The sequence below is a fragment of the bacterium genome (assembly GCA_016703265.1).
In the GTDB taxonomy this organism is placed as follows: Bacteria; Krumholzibacteriota; Krumholzibacteriia; order LZORAL124-64-63; family LZORAL124-64-63; genus CAINDZ01.
On the sequence record JADJCK010000007.1, the window covers coordinates 65,834 to 91,310 of the forward strand.

General features: G+C 70.9%; 23 protein-coding genes and 1 pseudogene. 18 read left to right on the forward strand and 6 right to left on the reverse strand.

Annotated features, from left to right (window positions below; genetic code table 11):
• The first annotated feature begins 15 nt into the window (after positions 1 to 15).
• On the forward strand, positions 16 to 210 hold the full coding sequence (locus IPG61_14185) for a hypothetical protein (protein MBK6735196.1): 195 nt from the start codon (positions 16 to 18) through the stop codon (positions 208 to 210).
• A 199-nt stretch (positions 211 to 409) separates the two neighbouring features.
• Here the strand turns inward: IPG61_14185 and IPG61_14190 are convergent, their stop codons facing one another.
• A complete protein-coding gene (locus IPG61_14190) occupies positions 410 to 1,333 on the reverse strand; it encodes a radical SAM protein (GenBank protein MBK6735197.1) in 924 nt (307 codons plus the stop codon).
• Between the two features lie 56 nt (positions 1,334 to 1,389).
• A complete protein-coding gene (locus tag IPG61_14195) occupies positions 1,390 to 1,893 on the reverse strand; it encodes a radical SAM-associated putative lipoprotein (GenBank protein ID MBK6735198.1) in 504 nt (167 codons plus the stop codon).
• A gap of 186 nt (positions 1,894 to 2,079) precedes the next feature.
• Between IPG61_14195 and IPG61_14200 the strand changes: the two genes are divergently transcribed.
• The gene (locus IPG61_14200; GenBank protein ID MBK6735199.1) at positions 2,080 to 4,926 is read left to right on the forward strand and encodes a serine/threonine protein kinase; all 2,847 of its coding nucleotides are present in this window, start codon (positions 2,080 to 2,082) and stop codon (positions 4,924 to 4,926) included.
• 1,326 nt (positions 4,927 to 6,252) lie between these two features.
• Here IPG61_14200 and IPG61_14205 read toward each other — a convergent pair.
• Entirely contained in the window at positions 6,253 to 8,496 is a 2,244-nt protein-coding gene (locus tag IPG61_14205; protein ID MBK6735200.1) for an amino acid permease, read from the reverse strand.
• Positions 8,497 to 8,977: 481 nt separating this feature from the next.
• On the opposite strand from IPG61_14205, the gene hisG reads away from it, so the two are divergent.
• The 14 genes and pseudogenes from hisG to IPG61_14275 all read left to right on the forward strand — a co-directional run bounded on the left by hisG (position 8,978) and on the right by IPG61_14275 (position 20,091).
• Positions 8,978 to 9,835 (forward strand): ATP phosphoribosyltransferase, encoded by an 858-nt coding sequence (hisG, locus tag IPG61_14210; protein MBK6735201.1) that lies wholly within the window; start codon positions 8,978 to 8,980, stop codon positions 9,833 to 9,835.
• Complete coding sequence (locus IPG61_14215) at positions 9,832 to 11,532, forward strand: aminotransferase class I/II-fold pyridoxal phosphate-dependent enzyme (GenBank protein ID MBK6735202.1); 1,701 nt, start codon at positions 9,832 to 9,834, stop codon at positions 11,530 to 11,532. The genes hisG and IPG61_14215 overlap by 4 nt, the downstream gene beginning before the upstream one ends.
• Entirely contained in the window at positions 11,529 to 12,116 is a 588-nt protein-coding gene (locus IPG61_14220; GenBank protein ID MBK6735203.1) for an imidazoleglycerol-phosphate dehydratase, read from the forward strand. Before IPG61_14215 ends, IPG61_14220 begins: the two co-directional genes overlap by 4 nt.
• On the forward strand, positions 12,113 to 12,748 hold the full coding sequence (gene hisH, locus IPG61_14225; GenBank protein MBK6735204.1) for an imidazole glycerol phosphate synthase subunit HisH: 636 nt from the start codon (positions 12,113 to 12,115) through the stop codon (positions 12,746 to 12,748). Before IPG61_14220 ends, hisH begins: the two co-directional genes overlap by 4 nt.
• Positions 12,736 to 13,490, forward strand: a pseudogene (hisF, locus tag IPG61_14230) (imidazole glycerol phosphate synthase subunit HisF). The gene hisH and the pseudogene hisF overlap by 13 nt, the downstream one beginning before the upstream one ends.
• Positions 13,487 to 14,773 (forward strand): phosphoribosyl-ATP diphosphatase, encoded by a 1,287-nt coding sequence (gene hisE / locus IPG61_14235; protein ID MBK6735205.1) that lies wholly within the window; start codon positions 13,487 to 13,489, stop codon positions 14,771 to 14,773. Before hisF ends, hisE begins: the two are co-directional and overlap by 4 nt.
• Complete coding sequence (locus IPG61_14240; protein MBK6735206.1) at positions 14,773 to 15,585, forward strand: histidinol dehydrogenase; 813 nt, start codon at positions 14,773 to 14,775, stop codon at positions 15,583 to 15,585. The genes hisE and IPG61_14240 overlap by 1 nt, the downstream gene beginning before the upstream one ends.
• Positions 15,564 to 16,067 carry a histidinol dehydrogenase gene (locus IPG61_14245; GenBank protein MBK6735207.1) on the forward strand — a complete coding sequence of 168 codons (504 nt, stop codon included), beginning with the start codon at positions 15,564 to 15,566 and terminating at the stop codon, positions 16,065 to 16,067. Before IPG61_14240 ends, IPG61_14245 begins: the two co-directional genes overlap by 22 nt.
• A gap of 128 nt (positions 16,068 to 16,195) precedes the next feature.
• A complete protein-coding gene (locus IPG61_14250) occupies positions 16,196 to 16,405 on the forward strand; it encodes a dodecin domain-containing protein (protein MBK6735208.1) in 210 nt (69 codons plus the stop codon).
• A 202-nt stretch (positions 16,406 to 16,607) separates the two neighbouring features.
• Complete coding sequence (locus tag IPG61_14255) at positions 16,608 to 16,805, forward strand: hypothetical protein (protein ID MBK6735209.1); 198 nt, start codon at positions 16,608 to 16,610, stop codon at positions 16,803 to 16,805.
• Between the two features lie 36 nt (positions 16,806 to 16,841).
• Positions 16,842 to 17,423, forward strand: coding sequence for a hypothetical protein (locus IPG61_14260; protein ID MBK6735210.1), 582 nt, complete (start codon positions 16,842 to 16,844; stop codon positions 17,421 to 17,423).
• An 8-nt stretch (positions 17,424 to 17,431) separates the two neighbouring features.
• Positions 17,432 to 18,022, forward strand: coding sequence for a TlpA family protein disulfide reductase (locus IPG61_14265; GenBank protein ID MBK6735211.1), 591 nt, complete (start codon positions 17,432 to 17,434; stop codon positions 18,020 to 18,022).
• Entirely contained in the window at positions 18,019 to 19,638 is a 1,620-nt protein-coding gene (locus IPG61_14270) for a hypothetical protein (GenBank protein ID MBK6735212.1), read from the forward strand. The genes IPG61_14265 and IPG61_14270 overlap by 4 nt, the downstream gene beginning before the upstream one ends.
• Positions 19,639 to 19,833: 195 nt before the next feature.
• Positions 19,834 to 20,091, forward strand: coding sequence for a hypothetical protein (locus tag IPG61_14275; GenBank protein ID MBK6735213.1), 258 nt, complete (start codon positions 19,834 to 19,836; stop codon positions 20,089 to 20,091).
• Positions 20,092 to 20,118: 27 nt separating this feature from the next.
• Here the strand turns inward: IPG61_14275 and IPG61_14280 are convergent, their stop codons facing one another.
• Positions 20,119 to 22,122, reverse strand: coding sequence for a TonB-dependent receptor (locus IPG61_14280; protein ID MBK6735214.1), 2,004 nt, complete (start codon positions 22,120 to 22,122; stop codon positions 20,119 to 20,121).
• 411 nt (positions 22,123 to 22,533) lie between these two features.
• On the opposite strand from IPG61_14280, the gene IPG61_14285 reads away from it, so the two are divergent.
• Complete coding sequence (locus tag IPG61_14285; protein MBK6735215.1) at positions 22,534 to 23,187, forward strand: hypothetical protein; 654 nt, start codon at positions 22,534 to 22,536, stop codon at positions 23,185 to 23,187.
• A 194-nt stretch (positions 23,188 to 23,381) separates the two neighbouring features.
• Positions 23,382 to 24,254: a diacylglycerol kinase family lipid kinase gene (locus IPG61_14290; GenBank protein ID MBK6735216.1), complete on the forward strand. Its 873-nt coding sequence runs from the start codon at positions 23,382 to 23,384 to the stop codon at positions 24,252 to 24,254.
• Positions 24,255 to 24,285: 31 nt separating this feature from the next.
• Here the strand turns inward: IPG61_14290 and IPG61_14295 are convergent, their stop codons facing one another.
• Positions 24,286 to 24,771, reverse strand: coding sequence for a hypothetical protein (locus IPG61_14295; GenBank protein MBK6735217.1), 486 nt, complete (start codon positions 24,769 to 24,771; stop codon positions 24,286 to 24,288).
• A complete protein-coding gene (locus IPG61_14300; GenBank protein ID MBK6735218.1) occupies positions 24,768 to 25,361 on the reverse strand; it encodes a hypothetical protein in 594 nt (197 codons plus the stop codon). The genes IPG61_14295 and IPG61_14300 overlap by 4 nt, the downstream gene beginning before the upstream one ends.
• Between the last annotated feature and the right edge of the window lie 116 nt (positions 25,362 to 25,477).

The following is a 25,477-nucleotide window of genomic DNA, read 5'->3' on the forward strand; positions in this document are numbered from 1 at the left end:
CGCAGGCCGGGCCACGTGCGCCTGGACGTCTACGACCAGCGCGGCGCGCGCCTGGCGACACTGGTTGACGCCGTGCAGCAGGCCGGCGAAAGGACCGCCTCATGGGACGGTCGCGACATGCATGGTATTGCGGTGCCGTCAGGAGTGTATCTCGCGAAGCTGGAGACTCCCACAGGCATCCGGTCGTTGAAGGTCACGCTGGCCAAGTGAGCAGCTACCGCCTGCGCCGACCCCAGTAGTAGCCGCCGCCGCCGCCGAACAGCACGATGGCCAGCACGATCAGGATGATGATCGTGCAGGCCGCTCAGCCAGGTCGAACGACCGGTGATAACATAGCCGCGTGTGGCCCGTCTGCGGATCCAGCAGGTGGAACGAGTTGCCCTGGCACAGCGACCACTCCGAACAGTTTTCACATTCGCCCGTGCGAAGCCAGCTGCGATCCCGGAAAATCCGGTATCCGCTTTCCCACCTCGCAGAAATCGTCGGTGCCGATGTTGCCCTGCGCAAAGCTGCGGTCGATGTTCGGGCAGGCCAGGATCGCGCCGTCGGCCATCACCCCGGCCACGTTGATTCCTGCGCGGCAGAAGAACGGATGGCTGCGCACGGTCGTGTCGCAGGCGCCGAGATAGCCTGATTCACTGCAGGCGACGGCGGGGCCCGGCCGGTCGCGCGCCGCCTCGACCCAGGCCAGCAGCCGCCGGAACCCATCCTTGTCGAGCAGCAGGTCCGGATCGGAGGCCGCCCTCCCGATGGGCGAGACGGTGAACAGGCGCCAGTGTTCGACGCCCAGCGAAGCCAGCAGGCTGCGCGTCTCTTCGAGCTGGTCGAGGTTGCGGCGGTGCACACACGTGACGGCATCCAGCTTCTGGAGCCAGGGCGCCGACGCCAGCAGGCGCAGCGCCGCGCAGGCCCGCTCGCACGAGCCGGCGCGGCCGCGCAGCCAGTCGTGCACGGCTTCCGGTCCGTCCAGGCTGATCGTCATGGTGCGCAGGCCGGCCAGCCGGGCCGCCTCGACCCTGGCCGGGGTCCAGGCCCAGCCGTTGGAGACCATGCCCCACGGATAGCCCCGAGCGGTGATCGCCGTCCCCAGTTCGAAGAAGCCCGGATAGAGCAGCGGCTCGCCGCCGGTCAGGGCCACCGTGATGCGGGCCGGGTCGTGCCGCTGCCTGATCCCGTCGAGGACCGCGAGGATGCTGTCGGCGGGAAGATCCGGCTGGGACACGTCGGCGGCGCAGTCGCTGCCGCAATGACGACAGGCCAGGTTGCAGCGCTGGGTGATCTCGAAGAAGAGGTAGTTCAGGTCGTGCAGTTGCCGCTGGGCCGATTGGTGCATCGGCAACAACCGGCGATGGAGCCAACGTCCGGCAGGGCCCCGGTCCCTCAGCGCGCTCAACGTTCCCGGCCGGTCGGCGGCGGCCTGCGGGCCAGGGGCGGACCGTATTCGGCGGCATCCGTCATCGTGATGTCCACGCCGTGCTGTTCCCACGTGCCCAGGTCCAGGTAGCCGCTGCCCGGCGCGGTTTGCGCCAGGTCCAACGTCACCTCGACGGTGGGATAAGGGCCGCCGTTGGCCGCGCCATCGATGTCGGAAGCCGCGACGGTGCAGGCACTCGTGTTGCTGTCGATGCAGGGGATGTAGGCGCCGTCCTGCGCGATCGACCAGTGGCCGTTTGCATCGGTGGTGTCGGCGGGGGCTTCGGCGAGGGCGACTTCGATCCCTGCGATGGGCGTCCCGACGGAGTCGAGAACCCGGCCGTCCAGGCGGATCCTGGCCGTCGGCACGCCGTACTCGGGCATGGGGCCGTATTCGACCGGCTCTGTGGAGTTGCTGCTGCAGCCGGTGCCGAGGATAGCGCCGAGAACCGCGCAGAGGCAGCGATAGATCAGCTTCATCGGTCGGCTGTCCTTTCGCGGGCATCGAAGCGGGGCGCCCGCCTTCCGTCGCGATGTGCAGACCAGCCGAAGTGAAGCGGCGGTCGTGGCCGTGGCGGTGCGCACGCCATGATGTTAGGCCCGGCGATGGAAGCGCGTCAATACCCCCGGCGTTTTCCTCGCGGGGATGGCGGCCGGCCCCGGAACGTGATAGAATCTCCCAGCATCTTACTGGGATGCACGAACCACCTCAGGGCTATTCGCCGTTCCCCGCAGCGTCGCACGCGACCCGAAAGGCTGGTCCGGCCGGATGGCATTCTGTACCCGCTGCGCCCAGGCGCTGCCCGAGGGCGGGCGCTTCTGCCCCGCCTGCGCCGCCCCGGTGCCTGTGCCCCCGCCGCGGCGCCGGCTCCCGCCGACGAGACGCTCGCCGCCACGCACAAGGCGCCGGCGCCCCGTCTCGACGACGCAACAGTCGCCGGCAGTGCCCCGGCCTCCGCCGCCAGCTACCACGGCCGCTTCGAGACGGGCACGCGCCTGGGCACCCGTTACCGGATCGTCGCGTTGCTCGGTCGCGGGGGCATGGGCGAGGTCTACCGCGCCGACGACCTCGAACTGGGCCAGTCGGTGGCGCTCAAGTTCCTGCCCGAGTCCGTGTCGCGGAACGCGGCGGAACTGGCGCGATTCCGGAACGAGGTCCGCGTCGCGCGCCAGATCGCGCACCCGAACGTCTGCCGCGTGTACGACATCGGCGAGATCGACGGCCACGTGTTCCTGTCCATGGAGTACATCGACGGCGAGGACCTCGCCTCGGTGCTGCGCCGGATGGGCCGTCCCTCCTCCGACAAGGCGATCGAGATCGCCCGCCAGGTCTGCCTGGGCCTGGCCGCCGCGCATGAAGCGGGCATGCTCCACCGCGACCTGAAGCCCGCCAACGTGATGATCGACGGCCGCGGGCGCGCGCGCATCACCGACTTCGGCCTGGCCGGGCTGGCGGACGAACTGGCGCGGGATGGACGCATTGCCGGTACACCCGGCTACATGGCGCCCGAACAGTTGAAGGAAGGGCGGGTCTCAGCGCGCAGCGACATCTACGCACTGGGCCTGGTGCTGTACGAGATCTTCACCGGCAAGCGCGCCTTCACCGCCACCAGCCTGGCCGACATGCGGCTGCAACAGGAATCCGGTTCGTTCACCAGCCTGACCGACCTGGTGCGCGACCTCGATCCGGCCGTCGAGCGCGTCGTGCAGCGTTGCCTCGAAACCGACCCGGAGTCGCGCCCCGCCTCGGCGTACGCGGTGCTCGGGGCCCTGCCCGGCGGCGACCCGCTGGCCGCGGCGCTGGCCGCCGGCGAGACGCCGTCGCCGGAGCTGGTGGCCAATGCCGGCGACCGCGGCGGACTGGGTACGACCGTGGCGTTCGGCGCCGTGGCGCTGGGGCTGGTGGCTGTCGGGTTGTGGTGCGGGCTGGTCGGCCCCGCGTTGCGACCCTTCACGCAGCCGGCATCCGTCCTCACGGTGCGGGCCAGTGATCTTCTCGAGAAGTCCGGCTGCTTCGAGGAGATCCCCGGCCACACGGCCGAGGGTTTCGACCTGAACCAGTCGCACCTCCAGCACCTGCGGCGCGACACGGCCGAAGTGACGCGGGGCGGCAGCCCGGCGTTCTACTGGCGGCGCTGGAGCCCGGATCCGCTCGAGCACGCCAATTTCCACTCCGAGGTCGTCACGGTCGACAGCCCGTCGCCGCTCATGTCGGGTCGGGCCTGCGTCCTGCTCGACCCCGCGGGCAAGTTGGTCGGCTTCCAGGCCATCCCGCCGGACTCGGTGGAAGCACGTCCCGGCGGCAAGCCGGACTGGAGCGTGTTCTTCGCGGCGGCCGGCCTCGATTCCACGCTGTTCACGAGGATCACGCCGGCGCCGCCGCTGCCCATCGCCTGCGACGAGGTGGCCGCCTGGCAGGGCCGGCTGCCCGGCCGTGACGACGAGCCCGTCACGCTGCGCATGGGCGCTGTGCGGGGCGGCCGCCTGGCCTGGTTCTCGATCACCCACGACTGGGGCCGGTCCACGGCGCCGCTGGAACCGAAACCGGTGGACAACGGCGGTATCTACGGCTGGATCGGCCTGATGCTGGACGGGCTGCTCAGCCTGCTTGTGAGCGCCTACTTCGCCGTGCGCAACCTCAGGCTCGGCCGCGGCGACCGGCGCGGGGCGACGCGCCTGGCGCTGTTCGTCTTCGCGGTCAACATGCTCGAGGCGGTCTTCAACACCCCGCTGCGCGAGATCGGACTGCAGGCCACGCTGTGGGAAATGGTCGGCGGGAGGGCGATGGGCCATTCCCTGACCCACGCCGTGCAGATGTGGCTGGCCTACGTGGCTCTCGAGCCCTACGTGCGGCGGCTCTGGCCGCGGATGCTGGTGTCGTGGGCGCGCCTGGTCTCGGGCCGGGCTCGCGATCCGCTGGTCGGGCGCGACATCCTCGTCGGTTCGGTGGCCGGCGCGGTGATGGCGGCGGCTTCACTTGCGGTCGTCGCCGCGTTCACGGCAATGGGGCTGGCCAGCCTGCCGACGCGCCTTTCCGGCAGCATGCTCACGTCCCTGGCGGGTCATGGCGGGACCGGCTTCAACCTTTCGTACGCGGCGTCCGTCAGCATCCTGAATGTGCTGAACACGCTCGTGCAGCTCTTCCTGCTGCGCCTGGCGCTCAGGCGCAACTCCACGGCGGCGCTGGCCGCCGGCATCCTGATCGGGGTCGTCAGCATCACGAGCATGGCGCCCACGGAAGGCTGGCCGATTGCCCTGGCCGTCACTGCGCTTAATGTCCCCGTGCTGCTCTTCGTGCTGGTGCGTTTCGGCCTGCTGCCGGCGTTCACCGCCGCGTTCGTCGGCACGGTGATGTCGTCGACGGTGGCGACACTCGACTTCTCGGCCTGGTACGCGAACCGCGCGCTGTTGCCCGCAGCGATCTTCCTGGCGCTGCTCACCTGGGGCGCGACCACGGCCATGGCGGGCAAGACCGTGTTTGGGGATCTGCTGCGCGACGAGAAGGCGCGCTGACGGCCGGCGCTCTTGCCCCCCGCCGGGCGGGGGCCCAACCCCCGAGGGGGCGGGCGGCCGCGGGGGGGGGGGGTCGGCGGCAAAACCCCCCCCCCCCCGGCCCCGGGGCGCGGCCGTCCCCCCCCCCCCCCCCGGCCCCCCCCCCCTCCCCCGGGGGGGGGGGGGCCCACCCGGGGCCCTTCAAAAGCCCCCCGGGGCCCCGCCCCCCCCCCCCCCCCCCCCAGGCGGCCACCGCCCCGGCCCGCCCCCCCCCCCCCCCTCCCCCCCCCCCCCCCCCCCCCCCCCCCCCCCCGCCCCCCGGGCGCCCCCCCCCCCCCCCCGCCCCGCGGCCCCCCCCCCCCCCCCGGGGCGGCCCCCCCCCCGGCGGGGGGCGGGCCCGGGGCGGGGCCCCCTTGGGGGGGGGGCGCCCCCGGGGGGGCCCCCCCCCCCCCGGGGCCCCCCCCCCCCCCCCCCCCGCCCCCCCCCGGGCGCCCCCCCCGGGGGGGGGGCGGGGTGTGGCGCCGCGGGGCGCCCCCCGGGGGCGGGGGGGGGGGGGCCTGTGGCGGGGGGGGGGGGGGGGGGGGGGGGGGGGGGGGGGGGGGCGGGGGGTTTTGCGGGGGGGCCCCCCCCGGGGCGGGCCCCCCCCCCCCCCCCCCCCCCGGCCGCGCCCCCCCCCCGGGGGGGGGGGGGGGGGGCGGGGGGGGGGGGGGCGGGGGGCGGGGGGGGCGGGGGGCGGCCGGCCGCCCCCCCCCCCGGGGGGGGGGGGGGGCGGGGCCCGGGGGGGGGGCCGGGGGGCCGGGGGGCGGGGTGGGTCCCCGCGGGCCGGGCCGGGGGGGGGCGGGGGGGGGGCGGGGCCCCCCCCCCCCCCCCCCGCGCCGGGGGCGGGGGGGCGGCGGGCCCCCCCCCCCCCCGGCCCCGCCCCGGCGGGGGCCCCGCCCGCGCGCCGCGGGGGGGGGGCCTTTCCCGGGGGGGGGGGGGGGCGGGGGGGGGGGGGGCCGGGGCCCGGGGGGGGGGGCCGGCCGCCCCCGCGCCGCCCCCCCCCGGGCGGGGGGGGGCCCCCGCCGCGCCGCCCCCCCCGCGCCCCGGGGGGGCCCGCCGCCCCCCCTTTTTTTCCCCCCGGGGGGGGGCCGGGGGCGGGGGGGGGGGGGCGGGGGGGGGGGGCCAGCGCGGGGGGGGGGGCGGGGGGGCCCCCCGGGGGCGGGGGGGGCCCCCCTTCCCCGCCTCCGGGGGGAGCTCCCCCCCGCCGGGGGCCCCCCCCCCGCCCCCCCCCCCCCCGGCCCCCGGGGGGGGGGGCGCCCCCCGGGGGGCCGGGGGGGGGGGCGGGGGGGGGGGGGGCCGGCTCAGCCGTCAGCGGATGTTGATGCCCATCGGCGAGTGTACGAACAGCACGTCACCCAGCCTCGAGTGCTTGCGGAACAGATCCTCGCGCCGTTCCCGCAACCCCTGCATGTCGTAGCCGAGGATCGTCAGGTCGGCCGTGGACGAGTAGCGGGCCACGGCTTCGCGGAACGAATCGACGTCGTTGACAGGCATGAAGCGAATGTTCACCTCCGAGACGGGCATGCGGCCCTCGGCGATCAGCGCCTTGATCTCGGCTCGGCGCTCGCGCACGTCATCGCGCGGGTAGGCCAAATAGACGCGGATGGCGACGTCCTTCCAGTCGGAGTGGCCGGCCAGGATGTAGCCAAGCAGGATCATCACGTTGGCATTCTCGGTGTCGTTCCAGGTCAGCCAGACGTGGACGTGCTTTCGTTCGCCGAAATGGAGGTCGCCGTGGCGCAGCACGATCTGGCTCATGCCCGTATCGGCCACGAAGAGGCAGTTGTCGACGACTTCCGTCAGTACGCGCTGCTCGTCATGGATCGAGAACTCGAACATCACGCAGTTGTTGTGCATGCCGGAGACGCCCGGCACCTGAAGGCTCTGTGCGAGCGCCGTCGTCAGGGATGGGCTGATGATGGTGCCCATGTACACCGCGCTCTTCTGCAGGCGCGCCATCTCGACCAGTTGCCGCTGCACCTCCTGGCCCTCGGCGTAGGTTCGCGCATCGAGCGCACCCTGGATGTAGTGCAGGTACATGCCGAATCCGTGGCGGTGCGACAGCCAGCGCATGAGGTTCAGCGGCGCACGGCGCTCGAATGTCCGGCTGTTGACCATAATGATGCTCGGTCGCCATTCCGCGTTCCCGATGACCCGGCGATGTGACTGCAACTGTACGTTGAGATACCGCGTGGTCTGCGTCATGACGCCCTCGAACATGGCGGCGATGTCGTCCGAGGCGCCGCCCTTTTGCCAGCGGATCAGCTGGTAAAGCCCGACGAGCAGGGCCAGCGCGAGCAGGGCGTACAGCGGATCCATCTGGAACATCATGAACAGGCAGATCAGCGCGCCGAACAGGCTGATGTACCAGCGCGAGCGGAAGCCCGGGCGGTAGCTGGGGCGGGCGGCAAAATGCTCGAGAAAGCTGATGGCGCACAGCGAGCCGTAGGTGACCATGAAGAACATCGAGATGATACGCGCGACGAAGTCAACGTTCCCCAGTGCGATGATCGCCATGGCCAGCGCGGCCGTCACGAGGGTCGCATTGCGCGGCTCGTTCGCGTTGCCCGTGCCGCGCGCCAGCCAGCGGTTGGCCGCGCGCAACGGGACGTTACGGTCGGCTCCCAGCGCCTGCAGGGTTCGCGGCGCCACCAGAACCGAGCCGAGTGCCGAGCTGAGCGTGGCCGCTCCAAGGCCGATGAGGATCAAGGGGCCCCAGGCGGCAATGCGGGACATGATCAACTGGTCGCTCGCCAGGTCGTCGATCGGGGCCGACCAGGTCAGCTTGATCACCAGCGCCAGATACACGGCCATGCCGGTGGCTGTTGCCGCCAGCGTGCCGGCTGGAATGGCGCGCCGTGGATTGCGCAGGTCGCCCGACAGGCCGACGCCGGCGGTCATGCCCGTGAAGGCCGGGAAGCAGATCGCGAACACGACGAAGAACGAATCGCCATTGGCCAGGCGCGCCGTGAGTGACGCGCCCTGGGCCTCGAAGCCGTCGACGGGCTTGCCCATGAAGAAGGCGACCAGCGATGCGGCAAGGACGGCGACGACGGCATAGAGCAGCTTGACGCCGCCGCCCGCCCCTTTGTACCAGACCGCCGTCAACAGGATCGCGGCTGCCGGCAGGGAGACGAATCGTGTGTCGAATGCACGGTTGAACGTCTCATTGAACCACGGGGCCAGCGGCGTGAACGCCTCGGCAAAGGCCAGCATGTAGAATGCCACGGAAATGGCCTGCGACAGGTAGAGCGACAGTCCGATGACCCCGCCGATCGTGGTTCCGAACGAGCGCGAAACGATGAAGTACTCGCCGCCGCCCTCCACGCGCCGGTTGGTCGCGATCTCGGCGATGGCCAGGGCAGTCGGGATCGTCACCAGGTGCCCGAGCGCAATGATCCCGATGGCCCCGATCAGGCCGACATTGGCGACCGCGTACCCGAATCGCAGGAACATCACGGCACCGAGGATGGTGCTGACGGCGGCGAAGTAGACCGGCAGCGTGCCGAAGCCGTGCCCTGGGGTGGGGATGGATCGTGCCTTCTCGGCCACGTGGAAACCTCCGGGGATGCGGCGGTCGGACGGGTCGAATGTCGGGTTCCCGAAGGTACAGCAGCTGCCTCGTCGGCGCATCCCTCGATTCGGCAGCCGCAGCGGCAGGCCTGCGCTTCCCGGGTGATGGGCCCCTTGACATCCAGGACGAGCCGTCGTAATCTGGTCGAACGCGGGCACCATCGGTGGTGTCCCCGAAAGGATCTCACGATGGCCATCAGGTCACGGCATCACCATAGCCGGCATCATCATCATCCCCGCCCCGGGGTTGGCGATTCGGCTTTGCTGCGTACCTGACGGTCCATCGCAAGCAACCACGAACGCCGGCCCTCGGGTCGGCGTTCGTCGTTGGTGCAGGTCCTGATCTCCCCTGACCCTCGCCCGCGCGACGCCCTCCCGGGGCACCGGCCCGAAACGGGAAGGTGCCATGCAACCGCTGAACGATCTTGTGGCCTCATCAGCCGAGCGACCGCTTGCCGACATCGCCTCCATGCGCCTTGGATTGCCCAAGGGCCGGATGCAGGCCGGTGTGTTGCGCCTGCTGGCTGACGCCGGCATCGCGGTGACCAGCGGCGAACGCGACTACCGCGCGAGCGTCTCGCTGCCTGCCTGCGAGGTCAAGCTGCTCAAGCCCCAGAACATCGTCGAGATGCTGCAGGTCGGGACGCGCGACCTGGGGTTCGTCGGCGCCGACTGGGTCGAGGAACTGGAAGCCGACCTGGTCGAGGTCCTGGACACGGGCCTGGATCCGGTGCGCGTGGTCGCAGCCGCGCCGGCGTCGCTGCTGGAGGACGGCGCGCTGCCGGGCCGGGCATTGGTGGTGGCGACCGAGTACGTGGGACTGGCCACCCGCTGGCTGGAGCGCCGTGCCGTGACCGCCCGCCTGGTGCGCAGCTACGGCGCCACGGAGGTCTTCCCACCCGAGGATGCGGACTGCATCGTCGACAATACCGCAACCGGCGCCACGCTGCGCGCCAACGGACTGGTCATCCTCGAGGACCTGCTCGCCAGTTCGACCCGCATGTATGCCAGTCGTCCGGCCTGGGCCGATCGGCGCCGTCGTGCGCGCATCGAGGAAGTGGCGCTGTTGCTGCAGTCGGTGCTCGAGGCTCGTCGTCGCGTGATGCTCGAGGTGAACGTTTCCGCGGCCGATCTCGACCGCCTCGTGGCGGTGCTGCCCTGCATGCGCGAGCCGACGGTCAGCAGCCTGCGTGGCTCGGCGGGCTTCGCGGTGAAGGTCGCCGTTCCCCGCGACGGCCTGGCACTTCTGATCCCGCGTATCCGGCAACAGGGCGGCACCGACATCGTGGTCACCGAACCCAGCCAGATCGTGCCATGAAGCCGGCAGCGAAGAATGCCGTGCCCGTGGGGGGAGCCTATCGCCGCCAGCCGGCGCCGCCGGGCGCCGTGCGCCTGGACGCCAACGAGGGCCCGGCGCCCGACTATCTGTCCGGCCGCTGGCCGGGGGCGATCGAGGCGCTGCGCCGCTATCCGGACACCAGCGGACTCGAAGCGGATCTTGCAGCGCGCTTCGCCGTGCCTTCCGGATGCGTGCTCGTCACCGCCGGCGGTGACGGCGGCATCGACCGGCTTTGCCGGCGCTTCCTGGGCGGCGGCCGCGAACTGGTGCTGACCGAGCCGACGTTCGAGATGTTTGCGCGCCACGGACGCCTGGCCGGCGGCCGCCTGCGCACGGTGTCGTGGTGGGAAGGCGCGTACCCGGTCGCGGCGGTCGCCGCCTGCGTGGGGCCGGGCACCGGGCTGCTGGCCGTGGTCAGCCCCAACAACCCGACCGGTGCCGTCGTGACGGCCGAGGAACTGGGCCGCCTGCGCCGGAAGACCCGCGACGTGCCGCTGCTGCTCGATGCGGCCTACGCCGAGTTCGCGGACGAGGACCTGACCCGGTTCGCGTTGACACTGCCGCGCACCCTCGTGCTGCGCACCCTCAGCAAGGCGTGGGGCCTGGCCGGCCTCCGCATCGGTTGCCTGCTGGGTCCGGAGGAACTGATCGCGGAGCTCCGGGGCTGTGGCCAGCCCTACGCGGTGTCGGGCCCCAGCGTGGACCTGGCGCGCGAAGCGCTCGCCACCGGAGCCGCCGCGATGGAGGCCGGCGTGGCGTTCGCGCGCGCATCACGCAAGGAGCTCACGGCCCAGTTGACGCAACTGGGCGCGCAGCCGCTGCCCAGCAAAGGCAATTTCGTGCTCTGCCGGCCGCGCGACGCAGCCTTCACTGGTGCGGGGCTCGCGGCGCTCGGGGTCAGCGTGCGCGCCTGGCCCGGGCACGGACAGCTGGATCAGTGGCTGCGCATCACCTGTCCTGGACACGAGGCCGAAGCCTCGCGGCTGACACGCGCGCTGGACGTGGCGCTGGCCCCCCAGGCGCTGCTGTTGGACATGGACGGCGTGATCGCCGATGAAGGCCACAGCTACCGCGCCTGCATCGGCGCCGTCCTGGCCGACCACGGCTTCACGGTTACGCGCGAACAGGTCGCTGCCGCCAAGGCGGTGCCGGGCGCCAATGACGACTGGGAAGTGACCCGGCGACTGCTCCTGGAACGCGGGCTGGATGTCCCGCTGGCGCAGGTCGTGGCGGAATTCCAGGCACACTATCTGGGCGGCGACGGGCGACCCGGACTGTGCGAGCGCGAATCGCTGATTCCTTCGCGCCGCACGCTGGCCGAACTGGCCGCGCGCCTGCCCCTGGGCATCGTCACCGGCCGGCCGCGCGCCGAAGCCCTGCGCTTCCTGGACCGCTTCGGGCTGAGCGACCTGTTCGCGTGCATGGTCTCGCGCGACGACGCGGCGCCCAAACCCGATCCGGCACCCGTGCGCGAGGCGCTGCGGCGCCTCGGCATTGAACGCGCCTGGATGGTGGGCGACACGCCAGACGACATCACTGCAGCCCGGGCCGCAGGCGTGCTGCCGATCGGCATCCGGCCGCCGGCGGCGGCCGACGACACCGGTGCGGCCCTCGAGGTTGCCGGCGCTGCCCGCATCATCACCACCCTCGACGAGCTCAAGGAGCTGCTGCCATGAACAATCGCATCGTCGAACTGAACCGCACGACGGCCGAGACGGACGTAACACTGCGCCTCGATCCCGATGGGGCGGGCCGCAGTTCGATCGCCACCGGGCTGGGCTTCCTGGACCACCTGTTGGCCTCGCTGGCGCGGCACGCAGGCTGGGACCTGGAGCTCACCTGCAAGGGCGACCTGCATGTGGACGACCACCATACAGCCGAGGACTGCGCGCTGGTGCTTGGCCGCGCCCTGTGCGAAGTGGCCGCGTGCAGGGGGGCGGTCGCGCGCTTCGGCTGGGCACGCGTGCCCATGGATGAAGCCCTTGCCGATGTGGCAGTCGATCTCGGTGGGCGCCCCTGGGCGGAGGTCGCCCTGGGCCTGGAGCGCCCCTCGATCGGCGACATGGCGTGCGAGAACGTGACGCACGCCCTGGTGACGCTGGCCATGGAGGGGCGTTTCAACCTGCACGTCGATGTGCAGCGTGGATGCAACGACCACCACCGCGCAGAAGCCGCCTTCAAGGCGCTGGCCCTGGCGTTGCGGGCGGCCCTGGCGGTTACCGATGGACCCGTGCGCAGCACGAAGGAGGTGCTCGGATGAGCGACGTGATGATCATCGATACGGGTATTGCCAACGTGCGCTCCATGGAGGTGGCGCTGCAGCGACTCGGTGCGACGACGCGTCTCGTCGCCGATCCCGACGACCTGGCGCGCGCCGCCCGCGTCGTGCTGCCCGGCGTCGGGGCCTTCGGCCCCGGCCTCGCGAACCTGCACACGCGCAACCTGGCTTCGTCGCTGCGCCAGCGGGCACTGGCCGGCCTGCCCACGCTGGCGGTGTGCCTGGGCCTGCAACTGCTGTGCGAAGGGAGCGACGAAGCGCCGGGCGACCGTGGCCTAGGCGTCATCCCCGCGCGCGTGCGGCGCCTGCCGGCGGTGGCGCGGGTACCCAACCTGGGCTGGTGCGCCGTGGCAGGTTCGGCGGGGGATGGCGCCGGGGCACACGCCTACTTCGCCCATTCCTACGCCGTGCCGGGCGGGGCCCTGGAGCGGCTGCACGCCGGCGGCTGGCAGACCCTGGCCGCCGACCATGGCGGGACCTTCCTGGCCGCGGCGCGCAGGCGCGGCGTGCTGGCCTGCCAGTTCCACCCCGAACTGTCCGGAGCCTGGGGCGCGCGCCTGATGCGCGCCTGGCTGGAAGACGCGGAACAGGAGATGTCTCCATGGCAACAGTGAGGATCGTACCCTGCCTCGACGTGCGCGACGGACGCGTGGTCAAGGGTGTGCGCTTCCAGGACCTGCGTGATGCCGGCGACCCTGCGCAGCAGGCCGCGGCCTATGCCGCGCAGGGCGCCGACGAGGTCGTGCTGCTGGACGTGACGGCCACGCTGGAGGATCGCGGCGCGCGTGTGCGCACCGTCGATGCGGTGCGCCGCGGCCTGGACGTGCCCCTGACCGTGGGTGGCGGCATCACCTGCCGTGACCAGGCGCGAGCGATGCTGGGGGCGGGCGCGGACAAGGTGGCGGTGAACAGCGCGGCGGTGCGCCGGCCCGCGCTGCTGGGCGAACTGGCTGCGGAGTTCGGGCGCCAGTGCGTGGTCCTGGCCATCGATGCGCAGGCCGATGGCCGCGGTGGCTGGACCGTGACGACGCGCTCCGGCCGTCAGCCCGAAGCGCTGCAGGTGTCGGCGTGGGCGCGCGAGGGCGCGCGCCTCGGTGCGGGCGAGATCCTGCTGACGAGCTGGGACCGCGACGGCACCGGCACCGGCTACGACCTGGAACTGGTCGCCGCAGTGCGCGCCGCCGTCGACGTGCCCATCGTCGCGTCGGGGGTGGTGCGACGCCGGCGCACATGGCCGCCGCGGTGGCCGCCGGTGCGGACGCGGTGCTCGCGGCGAGCATCTTCCACGACGGAGTGTGGGCTGTGCGCGAACTCAAGCTGGAGCTTGCTGCCCGGGGTGTGGAGGTGCGGCCATGATCGTGCCGAGCATCGACCTGCAGGGCGGCCGCACGGTGCAGCTGGTGGGCGGACGTGACCTGGCGCTGGAGGCAGGCGATCCCGTACCCCTGGCCGCGCGGTTCGGCCGCGTGGGCGAGATCGCGGTCATCGACCTGGATGCGGCCCTCGGCACGGGCGACAACGCCGCGTTGATCGCGCAGCTGTTGAACATTGCGCGTTGCCGCGTGGGCGGCGGCATCCGCAGCGTGGAGCAGGCGCGGCGATGGCTGGATGCGGGCGCCGAGCGCATCATCATCGGCACTGCGGCCACGCCCGGGCTGTTGTGCCAGCTGCCGCCCGAACGGGTGATCGTGGCCCTGGATGCGCGCGACGGCGAGGTGGTCGTCGAAGGCTGGACGCGAGGCACGGGCCGCGGCGTGACCGAGCGCATGGCCGAACTTCGCGGGCTGTGCGGCGGCTTCCTGGTGACCTTCGTCGAACGTGAAGGGCGCATGGTCGGCCTCGATGCCGGGCTGGCGCGGGACCTTGTCGCGGCCGCAGCCCCGGCGCGCCTGACCGTGGCCGGGGGGGTGCGCAGTGCCGCCGAGGTCGCCGTTCTGGACGCAGCCGGCTGCGATGTGCAGGTCGGCATGGCCCTCTACACGGGAGTGCTGGACCTGGCCGATGCGTTCGTGGCGCCGTTGGCGGCGCGCCTGCCGGAAGGCCCCTGGCCCACGGTGGTGTGTGACGAGCACGGGATCGCCCTGGGCCTGGCCTGGTCCGACACCGCAAGTGTGCGCGAAGCCCTGGCCACGGGCCGCGGTGTCTACCACTCGAGGCGCCGCGGGCTGTGGGTCAAGGGGCTGGACAGCGGTTGCACGCAGGACCTGCTGGGCCTCGACCTTGATTGCGACAGGGATGCGCTGCGCGCCGTGGTGCGCCAACATGGCGGCGGCTTCTGCCACACCGGTGCGCGTACCTGCTGGGGCGAGGACCACGGCGCGCCTCGCCTCGCCCGACGTCTGGCCGAACGCATGGTAGCGAGCCCACCGGGTTCGTACACACGGCGCCTGCTGGACGATCCCGCCCTGCTCGCGGAGAAGCTCCAGGAAGAGGCGATGGAACTGGCCACAGCACGCTCACCCGACCACGTCGCCGCCGAAGCGGCCGACGTCATCTACTTCGCGTTGGTCGCGCTGGCGCGCGCGGGCGGCCGCTGGGAGGACGTGGGCAGGCATCTCGATCACCGCGAGCGCAAGGTGACACGGCGCCGGGGCGACGCCAAGGTCCGCAACAATGCCGGTCGGGAAGGGAATTCGTGATGCCCAACGCCAACACGATCTTGCGTCGCCTCGACGCGGCCGAAGTGACCGGCAGCGCTGCGGCCCTCATCTCGCCCGAGGTGTGCGAGGGCGCCGCGCGCATCGTCGAGGACGTGCGGCTAGGTGGCGATGCCGCCCTGCGTCGACTTGCCGCCCAACACGATGGCTGGACGGATAACCGGCCGCTGCTCTACGACCGGCGGGCGCTAGACGTAGCGCTGGCTTCGTGTGCCCCCGATGTGCAGGCCCTGTTGCTGCGCGTGGCCGGCCGCATCCGCGCCTTTGCCGAGGCGCAGCGCCGCGCGCTGGATGATCTCTCGCTGGAGGTTCCCGGCGGCAGCGCCGGACACCGCGTGACGGCGCTGGCTGCGGCGGGATGCTATGCGCCCGGCGGCCGCCATCCGCTGCCTTCCTCCGTGCTGATGACGGCCGTCACCGCGCGTGCAGCCGGCGTGGCGACCGTGGTCGTCGCCTGCCCCCGTCCCGAACCCGTCGTGTTGGCGGCCGCGGCGGCGGCCGGCGCCGACTGCCTGCTGGCGGCCGGCGGCGCGCAGGCGATCGGCGCGCTGGCCTGGGGCACGGAATCGGTGCCGGCCTGCGAGGCCGTGGTGGGCCCGGGCAACATCTGGGTGACGGCGGCAAAACGCGCGGTCGAGGGCCGCGTGCGAACCGACGGCGCCGCCGGCCCGTCGGAGCTCGTGGTGGTGGCCGACGCCGGCGCCGAACCCGCCATCGTGGCCGCCGACCTGCTGGCGCAGGCCGAGCACGACCCTCGGCGCGGCCGGTTCTGGTGGCACTGGACGACGGCGTGATCGAGGCGGTGGAAACCGAGTTGGAAAAACAACTGGCGACCTTGCCGACGGCGGCGGTCGCGCGCGCCGCGCTGGCCGGCGGGTACGCCGTGCGCGCGGCGAGCCCGGCCGAAGCTGTGGCCCTGTGCAACCGCCTGGCCCCCGAGCACCTGCAATGGAACGCAGCCGATAGCCGGGTCACCGCCGGTCTCACAGCCTTCGGCGGCCTGTTCCTGGGCGCCGGCGCCGCCGAAGTGCTCGGGGATTATGGTGCCGGCCCCAATCACGTGCTGCCCACAGGCGGCGCGGCCCGTCTGCGCGGCGGGCTGTGGGTGGGCGATTTCCTAGCCGTGCGGACCTGGCTGCGGATCGATGACCTGGCGGCCGCCGCGACCCTGGCGGCCGACGCACGTGCCCTGGCGCGATTGGAAGGGTTGGAGGGGCACGCCCGTGCGGCGGACCGCCGCCTGGCCGTCGGCGAGGCAGGTTCGGCGGCCCGGTAGTCGTCGGCAGGCGGGGTGACCCGGGACCAGTGGCAGGATCGCGCGAACCCGGCCACATTGGGATTCAGGGATCCCGCGATCGGATGGCGGGGATCGTGACACACCGTCGAAGCGAAGGGATGATTCACATGTCGGATCGGGTCTACAAGAAGATCGAGATCACCGGGACATCCGCAACCTCGATCGAGGATGCCGTGAAGAACGCTGTCGAACACGCAGCGAAGTCCGTTCGCAACATGCGCTGGTTCGAAGTTGTCGAAACACGCGGGCGTATAGACAACGACAAGGTGGCTGAGTGGCAGGTCACGCTGAAGATCGGCTTCGCGCTGGATGGGTAGAAGAAGCCAGCCCCCAGCCCGACAGTCGTCCGACGATTACCACTCGGAGAACCGCGTGGACGGTTTCACGGGCATTCCATGTCTGGACCGGCAACCCGCTTGACGATGCCGATCCCTGCCTGTAGAATGATGACGAAAACCATCCAGAATCTTCAATGACCGGGACCGACACCCAGTATTGAAAACCAGAGACGGAGCCGCCATGCGCATCACCCGAGTGTTCCCCGCAGCAGGAGTGGTCCTGGCCCTGGTCACGCTGGTGGCCGGCAATGCCCGCGCCACCGGTCAGGTCGGCGAAGTCGCGGCCGGATTCACGCTCCAGAGCACGACCGGCCAGACCCACAGCCTTTCCGACTACGACGGCAAGGTCAAGTTCCTGTTCATGTTCGGCCATTCCTGAAGCAGCTGTCGGGCGGCGGGGCCGTCCACCCAGACCATGGCAGCCAGCTTCGCCGGTCCTTCGTTCCAGGCCCTGGGGCTGGAGATGTGGAGCGGCACCCTCGCGCAGACGAACGTCTTCCTCTCGGTCACCGGCATCACCTACCCTGCGTTGTACGGCGGCTCCACCGCCATCGGGAACAGCTACGCCACGGCGCAGGACGTGTTCTTCGTGGTCGGTGGCGACGGGATCATCAAGTTCCGCCGCAGCGGCTGGAATCTCGCCCAGACGAGTGCCGCTGTCAGTGCGGCGTTGGCGGACCTGACCTCGGACGTCCCGCCGCTGGCGCGCGACGGGTTCCTCCTGAAGCCGGGCTATCCGAACCCGTTCAACCCGAGTATCAACCTTGCCTACCGGATCGACGGCAGCGGCGATCTGCCGGTGCGGTTGCGCGTCCTTGACGTGCAGGGCCGTGTGCTGCGGACATTGGTCGACGAACGCCAGGGCGCGGACCAGGACTACACGATGGTCTGGGACGGCCGCGACGACGCGGGCCTGACCCTGGCCAGCGGCAGCTACCTGGTCGAGCTCGCGGTCGACGGCAAGAGCCAGTCGCGCTTCGTGACCCTGTTGAAATAGGAGAAGGCATGATCGGGACCCGATCCGATGTCTCGTGCCGATGCCGCCTGCCATTGGTCCTGATCCTCCTGGCCGCGGCGTTGCCGTTCACGGGCGACGTCGCGGCTGCCGATCAGGACCAGGGTCCGGCGCCCGCTTTCACACTCGAGAGCACCACCGGTGAACGCATGTCCCTGGCGGCGGCCCTGGAGCGCGGCCCGGTGATCGTCGATTTCTGGGCGACCTGGTGCGGCCCCTGTAAGCAATCCCTTCCGGAGCTGCAGACGTTGCACGAGCGCTACGCCGCGCGGGGCCTGACGATCCTGGCGGTCAGCACGGATGAACCGCGCAACCGTCCGAAGATCTCCAGCACGGCGCGATCACTGGGCCTGACGTTTCCGATCCTGATCGACGCCGACAAGCGGGCCGCGCGACTCTACCGCGTGGAGTCCATCCCGATGACCTTCCTGATCGATCGCGAGGGCCGCATACAGGCCCTGCACCGGGGATTCCGTCGAGGCGATATCGAGATCCTGGAACAGGAGCTCCTGCCGCTGCTGGATGCGCCCGCTGCGCCGGCAGGGGCACCTGCCGCAACGCCGACGGAGCCAGTGAAGTGACGGCAACCGCGCGTCGCGCGCTGACCGTGGCCTGCCTGTCGTTGACGTGGCTGGTGTGGCTGTCCGGCGCGGCTGCGCCCCGTGCCAGCGCCGAGGACGCCGCCGGGACGGTGCGCGCGGACAACCTGCTGCAGTGGCAGACGGGACGTGACCCCACGGTCGAGGCCTCGGCTTCGGTCTCCATCTTCGACCAGTTCGACCTGGAATACAGCCGGGCCGCGCTGCGCGCAGGCCTGCGCTTCGAGAGCTTCCGGCCTTCCCGTGACGAGGGATTCGTGCCTGCCCGTTACGACGAACTGACGATGAAATTCGTCGAATGGGAAGCCGACGGCCTGCGACTGAACGTCGGCAACGGCTTTGCCACACTGGGGCGCGGCCTGATGTTCCGGGCCTTCGAGCTGCGTGGCGTGGTGCGGGACGCAACGTTCCCGCCGTCGCAATACGTGGACTCGCGAAGCCTGGACGGCGTGATCATCGAATTCGACAGGGGGCCGCTGTCGGCACTCGCGTTCGGTGGTGAGCCGGTGCGCTATCCCGACGCTCCGCCGGGCATCGCCGATCTTCCCCGCCGCGACGGCCACGTGGCCGGCGGGCACGCCGCGCTGGAGATCCATCCCTCACTGGTTCTCGGCGCGGGCTACCTGCGTGGCGAACGCCAGCTGGCGGGCGCGCAGCCGGAGCTCGACGAATACGCCTCGGCCGACCTGACGCTGAGGGCCGCCGAACTGGCGCCTGCGCTGGCGGCGGACCATGAACTCGATCTGCAGTTCTACGCCGAATACGCCGGCCGGTCTTGGAATCCGCTCAAGGACGGGCTGGAGACGGATGCGACCGCGCCCCACGCCCTGTACACCGCCGCGCAGCTCAACTACCGCCGCTGGGGCGCCAGTTTCGAGACCAAGGACTACGATGCTTTCGCCCTGGGCTGGAACGACCCGCCGAACCTGGTGCCGGAGATGTCGCAGCACCTGTTGAACCGCATGTCGCACTTCCTGCTCGCCGACAAGGAGGACGGCCACCAGTTGTCCGTTATCGGCGCCCTGCCCGGAGAACATGCGCTGCAGTTCGATGCGGCCCGGGCTCACAACGAGATCAACGGGCTGCGGCACTACCGGCTCGACGCACTCACCCTGGGCGGGGACCCGCTCCGCCCGCTGCACTGGGAAGTCTTCGCGGCCACGGGCAGCGATGAAGTCGAGGGCATTACCGACCATCGGACGGGTGGCATTTCCCTGCGGCGCGATCTGGGCGACGGCCTGTCGATCCGGGTGGCTGCCGAATACCAGCGCGCCGAACGCACCGCCTTTGACGTCGCCTCGACGTTCGACAACGCCTTCCTCGGCCTGGGTGTCGACCGGGCGGGCCTGGGCACCCTAGCGCTGCAGGCCGAGTATTCCGACGATCCCGACGAGCAGGATGATCCCCTCACCCCGGAAGTCATCGAGACGAAGCCCAGACGGTGGTTGGGCCTGGTTGTCAGCGCGCCTGTGAGCCGGTACCACGAGGCCACGCTTTTCGTCGGCACCCGTCGTGGGGGTACTGCCTGCACTTCGGGCACCTGCTACCTTGTCCCGGACTTCGAGGGGGCTGAACTGAGGCTTATCAGCCGCTTCTAGCGCCGTCCGTCTGTTGTCTCCATGCCGCCAGTGAACGGGAGGGCAGAGGCCCCTGGCCGGTTCCCGGGGCTGCGAGGCCGGCAATCCGTCATTTCAGAATGTCTTATACTTTCGACCGCTGGTGCGCGTACATTGGGGTGGTGCCATCGCGAGAAGCCCTGGCGCCGTCTTGTGAAGCCCGGGGGTTCGCTCGCCATGGAAAGATACAAGGTCTACTGCTTCAATCATGCTGTCATGCCGCTGGCTGCCGAACGTCGTCAATCGGGCAGCCGACTGCGGCGGTTCCGCTATGCGGCACAGGCGTGCGCCTACGCCTACACGGAGAAGTCGCACTGGAATCGCGTCGTGGTCACGGACGAGGTGACGGACAAGGTCGTTGCGAGCTACCTTGCCGGCGAGATGGAATCCGGATCGCCGGCGAATGCGGATGCGGACACGCCCGAGGAAAACTAGACGCTCCGACCAGTTCTGCACGTTCCCTCACCGCACCCGCATCTGCACCCGCAGCGTGCGCCCCGGCTGTGGCAGCCCGATCAGGTCCTGGCTGACCACATCGCCCACGTTCTCCAGCGCGACAATGGTCTCGACATGGCGTGACCACGTGCGCATGGCGCCCAGGTCGAGGCGGACCGAGGGGGCAAGGCGGCTGTCGTCACCGCTGGTCGGGTCGACGGCGAACTGCTCGCCGGTCCAACGTGCGTCGAGCCGCGTCGACCAGCTGTGTGACAGGTCGGCCCGCAGGCCGAGTCCACCCGCGATCTCCGGCAGGTTTTCCGGACGCTGTGCAGAGCCGTCCTCCGTGTCCGTGAGTTCCACCGACTGCAGTGTCAGGTGCGCCGTGGCCGAGAGGCGGTGCCAGCTGTGTGATCCCGTCAGCTCGAGGCCGGTCGAGCGCAGTTCGTTGCGATTCACGCGCTGGAAGCGGCGATCGGGCTCCGGCAGGCGGATGCGCACGACCGCATCGCGCAGCAGGTTGTGGAAGACGACAGCCTGGATCTCGCCACGGCCGGCGCGCGCCGTGATGCCCGCCTCCCAGGCGACCAGGTTCTCTGCACGCAGGTCCGGGTTCGGCGCGAACCGGTTCAGCGCGCCGGAGTAGAGTTCGCGCAGCGACGGGAACCGGCTGCGGCGGCTGACGCCCGCGTGGATCTGCGTGGTGCCGTCGTCCAGCCCGCCGGTCAGGCCCAGGCGCCCGCCCCAGCTGTCGAGACGACCCAGCGACTCCTTGCCGCCGCTCTCCGGCGTCTCGGCGGCATCCCAGGCGGCGCCCGCCGCCACGCGCAGGAAGCGCGCCTTCGCGCCGGGATCGACCAGCCGCAATACGGTCTCGCCGCCCAGGCTCCACAGGCGCTGGCGATAGCGGGAGTCGCCCTCGGGCAACGATTCGTCGTGCTTGATGTCCGCGACGGTGAACGCGCCGCGCAGTTCGGCGGCGCCGCCCAGCGACTGGTCGCCCAGCAGCCTGAGCGTGAGCGTGCGGTCGCGACCGTTCTCGAAGCCGGCCACGCTGTCGTAGGCCGCCGACGTGTAGGCGTCGATATTCGTCCTGCCGGCGTCGAATCCCAGGCTGACTTCGAGGTCGCCGCGCCCGCCGAAGGGCGAGGTGCGGTCGCCGGTTCCTGCCGAGGCCACGGTGAGCGCGCGCGACACGCGCGGGTACCGCCAGAACCGCGCGTCGGCATCCGGCAGCCCCAGTTCGGCGGCGATGCCGCGCTTGCCGCTCATGCCCAGGCCCGCGAACGAGATCCAGGCGCCGTCGTCGCGCGCGTAACGCAGGGAGACGAAGCCGTCGGCCAGCCGCGCGTCGGTGTTCAGGCGCAGTCCTTCATCGGCGCCCGGTCGCTCGACAATGCCGCGGGCCAGTGCCTGGCCTGGCGAATCGCGGTAGCCCAGGCCTGCGCGCAGCACGCCGCGGCCGCCGCGCGCCGTGAACGGAACCGTGACGTCCGCGGCGCCGGCCAGTGCGCCGCCATGATCGACCTCCAGGCCTGCAGCATGCGAACCGGAATCCGGCAACTGCGTCGCGCTGCCGACGCGCACGTCGATCACGCCGCCCAGCACGTTGGGGCCGTGGAGCATCGACGAAAGTCCGCGCACATAGCCCAGTTCCTGCGGGGCCGAGGAGGGGATCACCGACGCGTCGATGCGTGAGTCCCAGGCCAGGGTGATGGGCACACCATCGACGAGCACGGCCACCTGACGCGAATCCGAGCCGCGCGCGGAGATCTCGGACTCGCCGCGCGAGTTCGTGCGAACATGCAGGTGAGGCAGTTCGCGGAAGACTTCGGCGAGGGTGGGAGCCGCCGGCAACGCCAGGGAGTCGGGCTGCACCTCGACCGCGGCAACACCGCCCGCCGTGGTCACCGGGCGCACCCCGATCACGACGATTTCGGGGACCACGAACACCGGCCGGTCCAGTGCCGCCGCCGAGGCCGGCAGCGTCGACAGGGCGACGCAGCAGATGAACCGGATTGTCGTGCGCATTCTCGGCCCTTCCGGGGGAGTGGTTTGGCTCGCTGCAGTGGCACCGATGCCGATAGTGGCATCTGGCCTCCGCGATCGTCAATGGGGGTGCGGGAACGGTCGCTGCCGCGATTTCCACCGTTTTCGTGGTTGCGGACCGCGACGGCGCCTGACGCGAACCAGTGTTTACTTAACATCTTGCAATAAATGCATTTACAATATAGTAAGGTCTGCTTTTGACGCCACGATCGAACTATCTCCCGGCCTGGGAGAAAATTTGCAGTCACGACGCCCATTTTGGACTTGATTCGGAAACCGAACATAGTCTAGAATGGTGTCTGGGGACGATCCGCCGCGGGCCTTGCCGAGCGACGGTGAGAACCCGCAGTTCTCGATGTGTTCGCTCCCGTCCCGTAACGAAAGGCCTCAAACATGCGCCACAGTGCTAAAGCAATCATCGCCCTGGTGATCTGCGCCCTGTTCGCCGGCAGCGCCTTCGCCGCCGATGTCACCGTCGACCCCACCAAGATCACCAACGCCTACATGAACGTGTGGGACCTCAGCAACGTCTACCAGTTCGGCGGCGTCTGGGGCTTCGCGGACCTGGTGGCCTCGTACTCCGGCTCGAACCTGACGCTGAGCCCGAACTCGATCAACGATCCCAACCCGTACTGGTACCTGCCCGGCGGCGGCCCCGGCAGCGTGGGTCAGAAGATCATGTACGCCGACTCGTACGCCCAGGTGGACGACGGCTCGCTGGCCGGCCAGACCCTGAACTTCACCGGCACCGTGCTGACCAGCTCGCTGACCTCGGCCCACGTCGCCAAGGCTTTCATCCGCGACTTCGCGCCGGACTTCTCGTCGGTCGTCGAGACGATGGTCAACCTGCCGTCGTCGGGCGCCTTCAACGTTTCGCAGGTCCTGATCAACGATCCTGCCCGTCACGTGCAGTATGGCTTCGAAATGGTCGGCGTCTGCGTGTGGATCACCGATGTGGCGCCGTACGGCAACATCGTGATCGCGCCGTACCTGCCGGTCTCCGTCGAGGACGCCAGCTTCGGCGACGTCAAGGCCCTGTTCCGCTAGTTCGCGGCGCTTCCGGCGACGGAAGCAGCCTGCGATGATTGAGGCCGATGCCCCGTTGCCGAAAGGTGGCGGGGCTTCGGCTTTGTCATCGGCGGCCGCGTGTGGCAGAATCGACGCGCCGGGCCGGAAACGGTGAACGACGCATTCCCGCAGCGAACCGCAATCCGGACGTGGCTGGAACGGGCTGACACGTCATGCATCCTTTCCTGATCGTGAACCCGCGCTCCGGTCGCGGCCGCCATGGTCGTGACCACCTTGGCGCCGACCTCGAGCGCCTGCGCCGCGCCTTCGCCGTCCACGGCACTTCCGTCGAGGTGGCCGTCACCGAACGGCCGGGCCATGCCACCGAACTGGCGCGGAACGCGGGCGGCGACCCGGTGGTCGCCGTCGGCGGCGACGGCACCGTGCACGAGGTGCTGCAGGGCCTCGATCTCGGCGCGCAGAGGCTCGGCATCATCCCCGCCGGCAGCGGCGATGACTTCGCCTGGCAGCACGGTCTCGGCGGCGGCATCGAAGCGGCCGTGGCGCGCATTGCCGCCGGACGCGAGCGGCTGGTCGACGTGGGGCAGTGGGAGGCCGGCCGCTTCCACAACAACCTCGGGTTCGGCTTCGAGGCCGAGGTGAACCGCCTGAGCCACCGCGTACGCATCGTTCGCGGGCCGGCCCTCTACTTCGTGGCGCTGGCCCGCGCGCTGGCGACTCTCCGTACCTATGAACTGGATCTCACCTGGGACGACGGCGCATTCTCGGGCCGCCTGGCGACCGGGGCGCTGCTCAACGGCAGTCGCGTCGGCGGCGCCTTCCGCCTGTGCCCGGCTGCGCGCACCGATGACGGCGCGCTCGACCTGCTGACCGTCGGCGCGATGGGGCGCCTGGCCGTCATCACCGCGCTGGGTCCGGTGCTGCAGGGAAACGAGCCGCGCGATGGTCGCATTGCTCGCGCGCGCACGAGCCGGCTCAGCCTGCGCGCGCCGGTGCCGGTGCCGGTCTACATGGACGGCGAGTACTGCGGCGAACACGGCAGCCTTGAAGCACGGGTGCTTACAGGGGCGTTGCGGCTGTTGTGAGCTCCGGGGGGTGCCATTGTGCCCACCCAGTTCATTCGCGGAAGGCTTTCCACCAGAAGGTCTCCAGCGCCTGCGTTACGGCCGACGGCGGCATCCCGATCAGCGTCGTACTGCCGTCGCGAAAGACCAGCCCGTAGACCAGATCCTGTTGCGCCGAATAGAGCAGGACCAGGTTGTTCGCGGCGCAATCGTGGCTTTTGCAGGCGCTGGCGAGCACGTACGGCACGGCATCGACCAGGACGACCTGATTGAGCGCACTGGGACCGTCCAGATTCACCAGCCACGGTTCCGCTTCCAGGGGTTCGATGGCGCGGTCATAGGCTGCACTGGCCGCCGGGAACATGCGGATGCCGGCGGCGCTCAATTCAGGCAGCGCGTACGCCGGTTGAGCGGCCGCAGCGTCCCCTTCGGGGCAGGCGCCGGCGGGCGCGGCACCGACCGCGAGCCAGGCGGAAGCCGCCGCGAGCATGACCCCGCGCAGCGAGTTGCCGCAGCCGTTCCCTTTGCGGCGGATCACGCCCTTGCCAGGCCCAGCACCCGGCTGACGTCGGTCAGCAATCCGTTGGCCGTGACTTCGGTCATGCCGCCGGCGAGCGTTGTCGAGCGGCCGCCCGATTCCGCGCACAGCATGTAGGCCACCGCCGAGGCGCGGGCCCGGTTCACGGCGCGGTCGTTCGCGGCGCCGGCCTGCATCGCCGAGTACATGGTGCCGGTGTCCACCGCCACGGCGCCGCCCTGGAAGTCGGGAACGCCGTTCCGCACGATCAGGCGATGCAGCTGGTCGCGGGTGATCGTGGCTCCATTGGGTGCCTCGATGCCGTCGGGCGAGACGACGAAGGTGCCGCCCGGCGACCGGATCCGGTCGACCTTGCCGGCGAACCACTTGTTGACCCACTTGCGCACGAACCAGCCGCCCGCCACCGCGAGGACGAGCCGCAGGAAGACGAGGAGCGACGGCGTGTGCGCCGGCGTGGAGCCGATAACGATGAGCGCGAAGATGACGGCGATGACGTTGGCGGCGCCCTTCGATTTCGGCGGCGCGGCCGGCGTCACGGTGAAGCGGACGCGACCGCCCTCGAGCGGCGCCTGCTGGTAGCTGCTGTCCATGGCAATCCCCCCGCCGGATCCGGGGGCCAGGCCCTGACCTGTCCCGTCCGGCCTGGTCCGTGTCCGGAGTTCAGGCTCGAAACAGGATAGCATATCCCCTATGCAGAACAAGGTCC

Bases quoted from the DNA above. Each gene is read 5' to 3' on its own strand.
- IPG61_14190 (MBK6735197.1), bottom strand. From the start codon at position 1,333: ATGCACCAATCGGCCCAGCGGCAACTGCACGACCTGAACTACCTCTTC.
- IPG61_14195 (MBK6735198.1), bottom strand. From the start codon at position 1,893: ATGAAGCTGATCTATCGCTGCCTCTGCGCGGTTCTCGGCGCTATCCTC.
- IPG61_14215 (MBK6735202.1), top strand. From the start codon at position 9,832: ATGAAGCCGGCAGCGAAGAATGCCGTGCCCGTGGGGGGAGCCTATCGC.
- IPG61_14220 (MBK6735203.1), top strand. From the start codon at position 11,529: ATGAACAATCGCATCGTCGAACTGAACCGCACGACGGCCGAGACGGAC.
- hisH (MBK6735204.1), top strand. From the start codon at position 12,113: ATGAGCGACGTGATGATCATCGATACGGGTATTGCCAACGTGCGCTCC.
- hisE (MBK6735205.1), top strand. From the start codon at position 13,487: ATGATCGTGCCGAGCATCGACCTGCAGGGCGGCCGCACGGTGCAGCTG.
- IPG61_14240 (MBK6735206.1), top strand. From the start codon at position 14,773: ATGCCCAACGCCAACACGATCTTGCGTCGCCTCGACGCGGCCGAAGTG.
- IPG61_14250 (MBK6735208.1), top strand. From the start codon at position 16,196: ATGTCGGATCGGGTCTACAAGAAGATCGAGATCACCGGGACATCCGCA.
- IPG61_14255 (MBK6735209.1), top strand. From the start codon at position 16,608: ATGCGCATCACCCGAGTGTTCCCCGCAGCAGGAGTGGTCCTGGCCCTG.
- IPG61_14260 (MBK6735210.1), top strand. From the start codon at position 16,842: ATGGCAGCCAGCTTCGCCGGTCCTTCGTTCCAGGCCCTGGGGCTGGAG.
- IPG61_14265 (MBK6735211.1), top strand. From the start codon at position 17,432: ATGATCGGGACCCGATCCGATGTCTCGTGCCGATGCCGCCTGCCATTG.
- IPG61_14275 (MBK6735213.1), top strand. From the start codon at position 19,834: ATGGAAAGATACAAGGTCTACTGCTTCAATCATGCTGTCATGCCGCTG.
- IPG61_14280 (MBK6735214.1), bottom strand. From the start codon at position 22,122: ATGCGCACGACAATCCGGTTCATCTGCTGCGTCGCCCTGTCGACGCTG.
- IPG61_14285 (MBK6735215.1), top strand. From the start codon at position 22,534: ATGCGCCACAGTGCTAAAGCAATCATCGCCCTGGTGATCTGCGCCCTG.
- IPG61_14290 (MBK6735216.1), top strand. From the start codon at position 23,382: ATGCATCCTTTCCTGATCGTGAACCCGCGCTCCGGTCGCGGCCGCCAT.
- IPG61_14300 (MBK6735218.1), bottom strand. From the start codon at position 25,361: ATGGACAGCAGCTACCAGCAGGCGCCGCTCGAGGGCGGTCGCGTCCGC.